Annotated in this window: 10 protein-coding genes; 4 read left to right on the top strand and 6 right to left on the bottom strand. The window is 71.5% G+C overall.

Annotated features, from left to right (window positions below; all coding sequences use genetic code 11):
- The coding region (locus RBXJA2T_RS01220; RefSeq protein ID WP_310731940.1) for a pyruvate formate lyase family protein at window positions 1-828 on the bottom strand (828 nt) is incomplete at its 3' end.
- Window positions 829-934: 106 nt separating this feature from the next.
- A complete protein-coding gene (locus RBXJA2T_RS01215) occupies window positions 935-2,749 on the bottom strand; it encodes a carbon starvation CstA family protein (RefSeq protein WP_009855487.1) in 1,815 nt (604 codons plus the stop codon).
- Window positions 2,750-3,152: 403 nt separating this feature from the next.
- Between RBXJA2T_RS01215 and RBXJA2T_RS01210 the strand changes: the two genes are divergently transcribed.
- The 3 genes from RBXJA2T_RS01210 to RBXJA2T_RS01200 are packed head-to-tail and all read left to right on the top strand — an operon-like array spanning window position 3,153 to window position 5,488.
- Window positions 3,153-4,406 carry a putative Na+/H+ antiporter gene (locus tag RBXJA2T_RS01210; RefSeq protein WP_009855486.1) on the top strand — a complete coding sequence of 418 codons (1,254 nt, stop codon included), beginning with the start codon at window positions 3,153-3,155 and terminating at the stop codon, window positions 4,404-4,406.
- 42 nt (window positions 4,407-4,448) lie between these two features.
- A complete protein-coding gene (locus RBXJA2T_RS01205) occupies window positions 4,449-5,078 on the top strand; it encodes a LysE family transporter (protein ID WP_009855485.1) in 630 nt (209 codons plus the stop codon).
- 53 nt (window positions 5,079-5,131) lie between these two features.
- Window positions 5,132-5,488, top strand: a complete 357-nt coding sequence (locus tag RBXJA2T_RS01200) for a DsrE/DsrF/TusD sulfur relay family protein (RefSeq protein ID WP_009855484.1) — start codon at window positions 5,132-5,134, stop codon at window positions 5,486-5,488.
- Between the two features lie 28 nt (window positions 5,489-5,516).
- Here RBXJA2T_RS01200 and RBXJA2T_RS01195 read toward each other — a convergent pair whose 3' ends face one another.
- The 4 genes from RBXJA2T_RS01195 to RBXJA2T_RS01180 form a co-directional block, all read right to left on the bottom strand.
- Window positions 5,517-6,140 carry a hypothetical protein gene (locus RBXJA2T_RS01195; protein WP_009855483.1) on the bottom strand — a complete coding sequence of 208 codons (624 nt, stop codon included), beginning with the start codon at window positions 6,138-6,140 and terminating at the stop codon, window positions 5,517-5,519.
- A 66-nt stretch (window positions 6,141-6,206) separates the two neighbouring features.
- On the bottom strand, window positions 6,207-7,844 hold the full coding sequence (locus RBXJA2T_RS01190; RefSeq protein WP_009855482.1) for a GGDEF domain-containing protein: 1,638 nt from the start codon (window positions 7,842-7,844) through the stop codon (window positions 6,207-6,209).
- On the bottom strand, window positions 7,844-10,060 hold the full coding sequence (locus RBXJA2T_RS20625; RefSeq protein WP_009855481.1) for a putative bifunctional diguanylate cyclase/phosphodiesterase: 2,217 nt from the start codon (window positions 10,058-10,060) through the stop codon (window positions 7,844-7,846). Before RBXJA2T_RS20625 ends, RBXJA2T_RS01190 begins: the two co-directional genes overlap by 1 nt.
- On the bottom strand, window positions 10,057-10,401 hold the full coding sequence (locus RBXJA2T_RS01180) for an Hpt domain-containing protein (RefSeq protein ID WP_009855480.1): 345 nt from the start codon (window positions 10,399-10,401) through the stop codon (window positions 10,057-10,059). The genes RBXJA2T_RS20625 and RBXJA2T_RS01180 overlap by 4 nt, the downstream gene beginning before the upstream one ends.
- A gap of 313 nt (window positions 10,402-10,714) precedes the next feature.
- Here RBXJA2T_RS01180 and RBXJA2T_RS01175 point away from each other — a divergent pair.
- Window positions 10,715-10,915: hypothetical protein (locus tag RBXJA2T_RS01175; RefSeq protein ID WP_009855479.1), on the top strand; the 201-nt coding region annotated here is incomplete at its 3' end.

Here is a 10,915-nt window from a genome sequence, read left to right as displayed (position 1 = left end):
ACGGCCCAGCGACATCGCGGCGCCGTTCTGCTCCTTCACCGCGGCCAGGTAGGCCAGATACGTCCACTGCACCGCTTCACGCGCGTTCTGCGCCGGGCGGCCGAGGTCGAAGCCGTACTTGGCGCCCATGACCTTGAGCTCCTCCAGCGCGCGGCCCTGCTCGGAGAGCTCCTCGCGCAGGCGCAGCACGTCTTCGCTGAAGTCGCGGCTGTCCAGGTCCTTGTATTCCTGCTGCTTGAACTTGCGCAGCGCGTCCACGCCGTACAGCGCGACACGGCGGTAGTCGCCGATGATGCGCCCGCGCCCGTAGGCGTCGGGCAGGCCGGTCAGGATGGCCGACTTGCGCGCCTTGGAGATCTCGGTCGAGTAGACGTCGAAGACGCCCTGGTTGTGGCTCTTGCGGTACTTGGTCCAGATTTCGTCGACCGTCGGGTCGCTCTCGAAGCCGTAGGCCTTCAGGCCCGACTGCACCATGCGCAGACCGCCGTTGGGCATGATCGCGCGCTTGAGCGGGGCGTCCGTCTGCAGGCCGACGATGAGTTCCAGACCCTGGTCGATGTAGCCGGCGTCGTGCGCCACGATCGTCGACGGACGGTCGGTCGACACGTCCAGCACACCCTTGGCCTGCTCCTGCTTGAGCAGCTCGGAGAGCTTCTTCCACAGCGCCAGCGTGCGCGTCGTCGGGCCTTCGAGGAAGGCGCTCGTGCCGGCGTACGGGGTGTAGTTCTTCTGGATGAAGTCGCGGACGTCGACGGCGGTTTCCCAGCGTCCACCGACGAACCCTTCCCAGGCATTCGCGCGGCTGCTGACGATGGTCATGGTATTCATTTGGATTCCTTAAACGAAAACTGCTGGTTGGCGTTTCGTGAGGTCCCGGCCGGGTGGGCCGGGACCGTTATTTGTTGTTATTCGTGGAAAACGTCTTGGGGGGACTTCAGGCGTGTGCCGCGGTCAGGTCGGCGGGAATCGCCTTGGATTCACCGCGAGCCTTCCAGAGCACCAGCCAGCGCTTCACCGAGGCCACCATGATGACCATGCCGAGAACCAGCATGATCGAGGCGATGACACCGTTGAAGACGTTGTAGCCCTTGGCCGCGCTGTTCAGGTATACGTTGGTAATCATCCAGTAACCGGCATAGTTGACGGTCACGAAGAGGTACGCCAGCGGAACCAGGCAGGTCAGCATGTAGGCGCGCTTGGCCGACAGTCGCAGGATGATGGTCGCGCCGATCATCAGGCCGATCGAGGCCATCAGCTGGTTGGAGACACCGAACAGCGCCCAGACCGAGCTGATGTCACCGGACAGCAGCAGGTAGCCCCACAGCACGCAGGCGATGACGCTGGCGGTGATCGCCGCCGGCACGGAGTTCAGGTTCTTCATCGCCGGGAAGAAGTCGCCCACCAGGTCCTGGATCAGGTAGCGCGAGACGCGGGTGCCCGAGTCGACGGCGGTCAGGATGAACACCGCCTCGAACATGATGACGAACTGGAAGAAGTAGGCGGCGAGCTCGGTGAACCAGGAGATCTTCGTGAAGATGTAGGTCATGCCGACGGCCAGCGTCACGGCACCGCCGGTACGGCCGGCGAGGTCGATGCCCATTTCCTGGCTCAGGTGCGGCAGGTCCACGACCGTCATGCCCAGCGTCTTGAAGACTTCAGGCGTCGAGTTGATCGCGAAGTAGTCGGCCGGATGCAGCGAGGTCGCGGCGATCAGGGCCATGACACCGACCAGACACTCGGCCAGCATCGCGCCGAAGGCCACCGGACGGATGTCGGTCCACTTGTCGACCAGCTTCGGGGTCGTGCCCGAGCCGATGAAGGCGTGGAAGCCGGAGATGGCACCGCAGGCGATCGTGATCGAGATGAACGGCCAGACCGAACCCTTCAGGATCGGGCCACCGCCGTTGATGAACTCGGTCACCGCCGGGAACTGGATCGTCGGGTTGATGAAGATCACGCCCACGACCAGCGCCAGGAAGACGCCGACCTTCATGAAGCTGGACAGGTAGCCACGCGGGGTGAGCAGCATCCAGACCGGCAGCGCGGTGGCGAAGAAGGCGTAGATCGGCAGCGCCCAGCTGACGGTCGTCTTGTGCAGCGTCAGCCATTCGCCGAGCGCCGTGCCCGCGAGGTGCGGACCGACGGCGACGGAGGCGGCGACGGCGGCGACGCCGACGTAGGTGGCCCACTTCGACGAACCGAAGTAGCGTTCATACAGCCCGAGCGCGATGGCGATCGGCACCGTCATGAAGACCGCGAAGGTGCCCCAGGCGTTGCGTTCCAGCGCATGCACGACCACGATGGACAGACCGGCCATCGTGATCGTGATGATGAACAGCATCGCCAGGCCCGTGCTCCAGCCCGCCACCGGGCCGAGTTCGGCCTTGGCGACTTCGGAGAGCGACTTGCCCTGGTGCTTCATCGACGCGAAGAGCACGACCGTGTCGTGCACCGCGCCGCCGATGACGGCGCCGACGAGCAGCCAGAGAAAGCCCGGCAGGTAGCCGAACTGGGCCGCGAGCACCGGGCCGACGAGCGGGCCGGCGGCGGCGATGGCGGCGAAGTGCTGGCCGGCGTTGACCCACTTCTTCGTCGGGACGTAATTCTTGCCGTCCTCGAGTTGGTGTGCGGGGGTGATTTCCTTGTCGTCGGCGGCGAGCACCTTGCGCACGAAGAATATCCCGTAGAAGCGATATGCCAGGGCGAGGACGCAAACAGCCATGACGACGAAATAGATGGCTTGGTCCATTTCTATTTCCATCCGGTTGGTTGATCGATCGAAGTGTCGGAACGTTTGTCTGACGGGAGCCATCCTAGGAGTCGCCGGACGGGCCGCAGGGCTTTCACGCCAGCGGCGCATGCAGCCCCCTGAACGGTGAAATCGCGGGCGCCAGCGGCAGCCCCGGAAACGGCTTTTGATACCCCGCCGGTGGGATTTGGAGCAGATCAAACCGGAGCCTCGCGGAACCCCGCTTTCGGCCGAACGGCAGCCCGCCGCCGGTGAACGGTCGAAACCCGCGGGCGAACGGCAAGACCCCGCGCCGGCGGCGTCAAAGCGTCAGCGGGTAAAGTCGTAGCCGGGTGCCGCGGAGATCGCCGCGGCAGGTTTTCGCGCAGGTCGGGCCGCCGCGCGGCTGCATCTGTTCCTCCGCATGAACCACCCCGCCGTCGAGACGGTGGCTGCGATCGTCTTCGCCGTCGCACTGCTGCACACCTTCACCGCGCGCCAGTTCGAGCGCCTGTCGCACCGCTTCCCGCGCCATGCCGGCCTGTTCCATCTGCTCGGCGAGGTCGAGGTCGTGTTCGGCTTCTGGGCCATCGTGCTGGTGCTGCTGCTGGCCTTCGTCGTCGGCCCGACCGCGGCGATCGGCTACGCCGAGTCGCGCAACTACACCGAGCCGCTGTTCGTCTTCGTGGTCATGGTCGTGGCCGGTTCCGGCCCGGTGCTCACCGCGGTGAGGAGCCTCGTCGACGCAGCCGCGGCGCGGCTGCCGATGTCACGCGCGGTGGCCGTGACCTGGCTCGGCCTGGGCGTGGTGCCGCTCAGCGGATCGCTGGTCACCGAGCCGGCGGCGATGACGATCGCGGCGCTGACGCTGGCGCCGCTGGCCTTCCGCAGCGACGTTCCCGAGCGCGCCAAGTACCTGGCGCTGGGGGTGCTGTTCGTCAACGTGTCGATCGGCGGCACGCTGACCTCCTACGCCGCACCGCCGGTGCTGATGGTGGCGTCGGCCTGGAACTGGGACAGCGCCTTCATGCTGCAGAACTTCGGCTGGAAGGCGGCCGTCGCGGTGCTCTTCAATGCCAGCGTCGCGACCTGGCTGCTGCGCGGTTCGCTGCGCGCCGACCCGAAGGCCGCCGCGCCGCTGCCGCGGCCGCCGGTGGCGGTGGTGCTGGTGCATCTGGCGGTGCTGGCGGCGATCGTGATGCTGGCCCACCACCCGGTGGCCTTCCTCGCGGTCTTCCTGCTGTTCCTGGGCTTCACCCAGGCCTACGAGCGCCACCAGAGCCCGCTGCTGATGCGCGAGGCGCTGCTGGTCGCCTTCTTCCTCGCCGGGCTCGTCGTGCTGGGCGGTCTGCAGGCCTGGTGGCTGCGGCCGATCGTCGAGTCGCTGGAGCCGCTGGCGCTGTTCTTCGGCGCGCTGGCGCTGACCGCGGTGACCGACAACGCGGCGCTGACCTACCTCGGCTCGCTGATCCCCGGCATCTCCGACGAGGCCAAGTACATGCTGGTGGCCGGCGCGGTGGCCGGCGGCGGGCTGACGGTGATCGCCAACGCGCCGAACCCGGCCGGTGTCGCGCTGCTGCGCCGCGGCTTCGCCGACGAGAGCATCGGCGCCGGCGGGCTGCTGCTCGGGGCGCTGGGGCCGACCGTCGTCGCCGCCGCGGCGCTGCTGCTGCTGTAGTGCCCTAGACTCGGCGCCCCGCCGCCTCGACCACGCCGCCGCATGGACTTCTCCACCTGGCTCGCCTTCTTCGCCGCCTCCTGGGCGATCAGCCTGTCGCCGGGTGCCGGTGCGCTGGCGGCGATGACCTCGGGGCTGCACCACGGCTTTCGCCGCGGCTACTGGACGACGGTGGGGCTGGTCGCCGGCATCTGGACGCAGCTGCTGGTCGTCGGCGTCGGCCTGGGCGCGCTGATCGCGGCGTCGTCGACGGCCTTCCAGGCCGTCAAGTGGTGCGGCGTGGCCTACCTGGTGTGGCTGGGCATCCAGCAGTGGCGCGCGCCGGCGCGGCCGCTGGCCGCGGCGCGCGAGGAGGCGGCGGCGGTGCGGCGGCGCACGATGGTGCTGCGCGGCTGGATGGTCAACGCCGTGAACCCGAAGGGCACGGTGTTCCTGCTGGCCGTGGTGCCGCAGTTCCTGCACCTGGCCGAGCCGCTGGCGCCGCAGTACCTGGTCATCGGGCTGACGCTGGGCTTCACCGACCTGGTCGTGATGGCCGGCTACACCGCGCTGGCCGCGCGCGTGCTGGGGTCGCTGCATTCGGCGAGCCACGTGCGCCTGCTCAACCGCGTCTTCGGCTCGCTGTTCATCGCCGCCGGGGCGGCGCTGTCGGTGTTCAAGCGCTCGGCCTGAGCGGCCTATGATCGGCGCCGCGCGGCGCCCGGGCGCCGCGGCGAAAGGCCACGATGCAGCGCATCCTCATCATCGTCCACGCGCCGCCGTACGGCAGCGAACGCGTGCTGTCGGCCCTGCGGCTGGCCAACGCGCTGGCCGGCAGCGACGGCACGCCACCCGAGCTGCGCCTGTTCCTGATGTCCGACGCCGTCGTGCTCGGCCTGCCGAACCAGGCCGACGGCAGCGGCAACGGCCTGCTCGGGCTGGTGCAGGAACTGGCCGCGCGCGAGGTGCCGATCGCGCTGTGCCGCACCTGCGCGCTGGCGCGCGGCCTGGCCGAGCTGCCGCTGGTCGAGGGCACGCGCATCGGCACCCTGCCCGAACTCGCCCAGTGGACGCTCTGGGCCGACAAGGTCATCACCTTCTGAGGCCGGGCGACACCCGGCACACGCCCGTTCAGCGGCCGGGCGGCGGCTCGACCAGCGAGCCGTAGGCGGCCAGCAGCGCCTGCGCCTCGTCGTCGTCGCCGGCTTCGGTGACCTCGGGCTCGGCCACGGCGGCGGTCACCCTCGCGCGGTCGATCGCCTGGCGGGCGACGTCGGGTGGCGAATCCAGCGCCGCGGCGGCCTCGCCGCTGGGCGGGCCTTCGCGGCGCAGCCGCTCGGCCACCGCCACCGCCATGCGCGAACGCAGGCAGGCCAGGCCACGCGCCGACCAGTTGCTGACACGCTCCTCGAACTGCTCGAGCGCACGCTGCAGCACGTCCAGCGGCACACGTTCCAGCGCCTGCCAGCCAAGCCGGCCGAGCGCGTGCTCGACCACCGCCAGATGGCGCATCGTCGAGCGCGCGGTGTGATCCTCGTCGAGCAGGCCGGTGAGCTCGTCGCGGGCGGCCCGCAGTTCGGCGTGCTGGCGGCGGCGCTCCAGTTCCTCGGGTGTCGGCGGCGGCTCGGCGCCACCGTCGGCGCGCTTGAGCACGACGCGCACGCCGCCGGGGCCCCGCCGCAGCGCGAGGTCCTGGCGGAAGACGGCGTCGAAGGCCGTCCGCAGCAGACCGAAGGGCGATCGTGGGGAGCTCATCGTCTTCGATGAGTCGGCTTCCCGGGGCCCGCTGTTGAGGGCCCGAAAGCAACAAGCCGTAACCGCTCAGGCCGTGCAGGTGCGGTTCTTCCCGCTGCGCTTGGCTTCGTACAGCGCCTCGTCGGCGCGTTCGAGCGCGATCTCCAGCGCCTCGCCGGGGCGCCAGGCGGTGACGCCGGCGGAGAACGTGACGAAGACCTCGCGCTGCTCGTGCAGGAACAGCGCCTCGGTCAGGCCGCGCTGCAGCCGGGTCAGCGCCTGCTGCGCCTCGGCCAGCGGGGTGGCCGGCAGCAGCACGACGAACTCCTCGCCGCCGAAGCGCGCCAGATGGTCCACCGGCCGCAGGCGCTCGCGCACCGCGGCGGCCAGCGACTTCAGCGCCAGGTCGCCGGCGGCGTGGCCCAGCGTGTCGTTGAGCTTCTTGAAGTTGTCGATGTCGATCAGGCCGATCGCCAGCGGCGCCGCCTCGGGCCCGGCGCGGTCGACACGGGCGCGCTCGGCGTCGAAGGCCTGGGCCAGGCCGCGGCGGTTGGCGACCTGGGTCAGCGCGTCGGTCGAGACCTCGTCGGAGAGCCGCCGCAGCTCGCCCTCGAGCTCGCGCACGCGTGTCTCCAGCTCGGTCGCCTTGGCGTGTTCGTCCTCCATGCGGCGCTGCGCCGCGCCGACCAGCTGCTGCACGGCGCGGCTTTCGTCGACGATCTCGCGCACCACGCCGGCCAGGCTCTCCAGCGACTCGGCGCGTGCCACCGCCTCGGCATGGCGGCCGACGCTCTCGTGGAAGCGACCGGTGTGCTCGCCGAGCGCGCCGACCTCGCCGAGCAGGCGGTGGATCAGCCCCTTGAGCGCGTCGCGCGCGGCGTTGCGCTCGTCGCGCACGCGCTGCTGGCGCGCCCGCGTCTCGGCCAGCAGCTCGGTGGCCGCGCGCACGCCGCGTGCGGTGATGCCGTCGGCCAGGCGCTGCTCCAGGCTTTCGCACTGGCCGCGCGCCCAGCTGTCGTCCTCGGCGACCTCGACCAGGCCGCGGCCGAGCTCACGGCACAGGTCGCCGAGCTGCTCGACGAGGTGGTGGCGGTGGGCGAACAGCCGGCGCGCACGTTGGCAGAGCTCGTCGACCTCGGCGACCCGTTCGGGCGACACGCCGTCGGCGGCGATGGCATCGGCCAGCGCGGCCAGGCGGTCGGCGAGCTCGGCGGCCCGCGGCTCGGCCGGCGGCAGGCCGGCCCGCACCGTGGTCTCCAGGCTGGCGACGACCGGCTGCCAGGGCGCGTCGGGCAACGCAGCCTCGGCACCGGGGGCCTCGTCCAGCGGCGCCGGCGCGGTGGGCGGCAGCTCCAGCGGCGTGTCGCCTTCGGCCGACGGGGCCTCGGGGTCTTCGTAGCGGTGGTCGCCGTCCCAGGCGCCGACCAGCGCCTGCAGGCGCTGCTGCAGGCGCTGCAGGTCGCCGCGGCTGCCGTCGAGCACCCGCTGCAGGCTTTCCTTCTTGCGCGCCGTGGTCCACTGCCGGCCGCCGCGCTCGACACCCTTGACGAGCTTCTCGACGAGCGCCGCCCAGACCGGGCCCTGGGCCTTGGGGTCGGCCGGCAGCGGCAGGCCGGCCTCCTCGGCGTAGGCACGGGCGTAGTGTTCGGGGGTCGGCTCCAGCTTGGCCATCGCCAGGCGCCGCAGCGCGCCCTTGGCGATCTGCGCCGGGGTGGGCGCGTTCATCAGCGATCGTGCGCGGCGGCCGCGAGGCCGGCGCCGGCGGCCGCGGGCAGCGGCAGCGCCATCGTCGCGAACCAGTGTTCAAACTGCGGTGCCGGCACCGGCCGGCCGATGTGGTACCCCTGCATGCGGGTGCACTCCAGGCTGTGGAGCAGCTCCACCTGATGCTCGGTCTCGACGCCCTCGGCGATGACACGCAGCGACAGGTGCCGCGCCAGCGCGATGATCGTGCGCACGATGTGCACGGCGGTGGGCTCGATGCCGAGCTTGGCGACGAAGCTGCGGTCGATCTTGAGTTCTGCGCAGTGCAGCCCGGACAGGTGCGACAGGCTGGAATAGCCGGTGCCGAAGTCGTCGATGGAGACGTCGACGCCGATCTGGTGCAGCCGGCGCAGCGCCGGGCCGACGCCGACGACGTCGCGCATCAGGCTGGTCTCGGTGATCTCCAGCGACAGCAGCCGGCGCGGGCCGCCGCCGTCGGAGGTCAGCTGGTCGATCAGGTCGATCAGCTCGTTGCGCAGGAAGAGCTTGGGCGGCAGGTTGACGGCGATGGTGCCGTCGAAGCCGAAGTCGGCCTGCCAGCGGCGCGCCTGCGCGGCGGCCTCGCGCAGCGCCCACTCGGACATGCCGAGGATGTCGCCCGACTCCTCGGCCAGCGGGATGAAGTCGCCCGGCATCACCAGGCGGCCGTTGAAGCGCCAGCGCATCAGCGCCTCGACGCCGACCAGGCGGCCGCTGGCGACGTCGACCTGCGGCTGGTAATGCAGCTCGAGCTCGCCGCGCCCGGCCGCGCCGGGCAGCGCCGCCTCGAGCATCGGCCGCTGCAGCAGGCCGGGGCCGTAGACCATGCTCGAGTCGCGCTCCTTCTTGGCCTCGTACATCGCGAGGTCGGCGTTGCGGTGCAGCTCCTGCACCGTCTCGCCGTCGTCGGGGAACAGGGCCACGCCGACGCTGCCGGTGACGACCCGGTCGTGGACGCCGGCCAGGCGCATCGGCTCGCGCAGCGCGAGCACGATGCGCTGCGCGACGCGCTCGGCGTCGGCCGGGTCGGTGACCTCGGGCAGCAGCACGACGAACTCGTCGCCACCGACACGGCCGACGGTCTCCAGGTCGCGGTGGGCCCGCGGGCCGGCGGCCTCGACGGCGCTGTCGTCGATGTCGGCGTGGTAGCGGATGCAGCCGCGCAGCCGCGTGGCGACCTCGCGCAGCACCTCGTCGCCGACCTGGTGGCCCAGCGTGTCGTTGATCTGCTTGAAGCGGTCGAGGTCGATCTGCAGCAGCGCGACGCGGTGGCGCAGGCCATGCTGGCGGCTGGCCTCGAGCGCGAGGTTGGCGCGGCGGATGAACTCGCGCCGGTTCGGCAGCTCGGTGAGCATGTCGAAGGCGGCGTGATAGCGCGACTGGCTCTGCGCGCGGTGGCGGTCGGTGATGTCCTGCAGGAAGCCGTCGTAGCCGACGAAACGCTTGTGCTCGTCCTCCTCGGCCTTGCCGGCGACGTGCACGACGAGCAGGCCGTCGTCGAGCGTGAGGTCCTGGTCGAGCGCGCGGCGCTGGGCGACGCGGTCGCGCAGCAGCCGCAGCGACGGCAGGCGCAGGGCCCGCGGCACGCGCCGCAGCAGCGAGCGCAGCGTCGGCGGCCGGCCGCCGACGCGGAGCACCTCCAGCGCCTCGCGCGACAGCGTCAGCCCGCCGCCCTGGCGCCACTCGAAGCTGCCCATGCGCGCGAGCTGCTGCGCGCGCGCCAGCTTCTCGCGGTTGCGGTCGAGCTCGACGGTGGTGCGCGCCGCGCGCAGCACGTACTCGAGGCGGCGCGCCAGCAGGCTCCAGTTCAGCGCCCGGTCCTTGTCCTTGGTGTAGAAGTCGGTGGCGTGCACGTCGAAGGCGTGCTTGATCGAGGCCTCGTCGTCCAGCCCGGTGAGCATGACGATCGGCAGGCGCTCGAAGCCCGGCAGCGCGCGGATGCGGGCGCAGGTCTCGAAGCCGTCGAGGCCCGGCATCTGGGCGTCGAGCACGACCAGATCGGGCTTGCGATCGCGCAGGATGGCCAGCGCCTCCTCGCCGCGCGTGGCCTCGACGATGGCGAAGCCGCGCTCGCGCAGCGCGATGGCGGTGGTCAGCAGGCCGACCTCGTCGTCGTCGACGAGCAGGACCTCCGGGCGAGCGAGAAGCGCCGCGTCGTCGCGGCGCGGAGGGATCGGACCGTGTGCCGGGGCCCTCACGTTCGCAGCGCCGCGACCACGGCACGCAGCGCGCGCTGGGCCTCGTCGAGCAGGGCCTGCACGCGCGGCGCGATGTCGGCGGTGTCGCCGGCGCGCACGCGGCGCTCGACCTCGGCGCACAGCGCCGACAGCTCGAGCGCGCCGACGCTGGCCGACGAGGACTTGACCTTGTGCGCGACCTCGCCGACGGTCTTCAGATCGCCGGCGTCGCGCGCCAGGGCCAGGCGCTCGAGGTCACGGCCGAGCGCGGTGCGGAAGGTCTCGAGCACGCGGCCGACGACGCCGAGACTGCCGTCGGGGTCCAGTTCACGCAGGCGCGCGAGCGCGGTGTCGTCGAGCATCGGGGCGGGGGCGTCGTGCGGAATGTTCTGGCCAGTCATAGGCGGGGCTGCGAGGCAAGCTCCATGCCGCCGGTCAGGCGGCGAGGATGGCGCCCGGCGCGGCGGTGGTCAAGCGGGGTCACGACAGGCGGCACCACGGACGCCGCCGCGGTGAGCAATCTTGCCGCAGCACCTCGTGCGCGGCGTCTCCGCCGCGCCCCGGCGACCGGCACGTGCCCGCGCACCATACCCGTTTCCGGCGCCGCTTTCGTGTCCTGCCGCAGGCTTGCTGTCGACAGCGTCGGCCGCAGCCCCCGTCCGTACAATCGTTCACATGCTCGTCACCCGCCACCGCCTGCGCCACGCCGGCAGCGCTCTCGCGCTGCGCCTGGCCGGCATCGCGGGGCTGCTGTCGATGACCGGCTGCACCGGCGGCGGCGACCGCGGCGCGCTCTTCGGCGGCCTGGCCCTGGTGGGCGTGGGCGCCGCCGCCTACACGCTGGGCGGGCTGCGCGAACGCCAGGCGGCGCAGGCC

Source organism: Rubrivivax benzoatilyticus JA2 = ATCC BAA-35, assembly GCF_000190375.1.
GTDB classification, from domain to species: domain Bacteria; phylum Pseudomonadota; class Gammaproteobacteria; order Burkholderiales; family Burkholderiaceae_C; genus Rubrivivax; species Rubrivivax benzoatilyticus.
Note: the sequence above shows the minus strand (reverse complement) of the source record. Positions and strands in the feature narration are given on the sequence as shown.

Coding starts and splice junctions, on each gene's coding strand:
- RBXJA2T_RS01210 (WP_009855486.1), top strand. CDS start 3,153: ATGAACCACCCCGCCGTCGAGACGGTGGCTGCGATCGTCTTCGCCGTC.
- RBXJA2T_RS01195 (WP_009855483.1), bottom strand. CDS start 6,140: ATGAGCTCCCCACGATCGCCCTTCGGTCTGCTGCGGACGGCCTTCGAC.
- RBXJA2T_RS01215 (WP_009855487.1), bottom strand. CDS start 2,749: ATGGACCAAGCCATCTATTTCGTCGTCATGGCTGTTTGCGTCCTCGCC.
- RBXJA2T_RS01205 (WP_009855485.1), top strand. CDS start 4,449: ATGGACTTCTCCACCTGGCTCGCCTTCTTCGCCGCCTCCTGGGCGATC.
- RBXJA2T_RS01200 (WP_009855484.1), top strand. CDS start 5,132: ATGCAGCGCATCCTCATCATCGTCCACGCGCCGCCGTACGGCAGCGAA.
- RBXJA2T_RS01180 (WP_009855480.1), bottom strand. CDS start 10,401: ATGCTCGACGACACCGCGCTCGCGCGCCTGCGTGAACTGGACCCCGAC.
- RBXJA2T_RS01190 (WP_009855482.1), bottom strand. CDS start 7,844: ATGAACGCGCCCACCCCGGCGCAGATCGCCAAGGGCGCGCTGCGGCGC.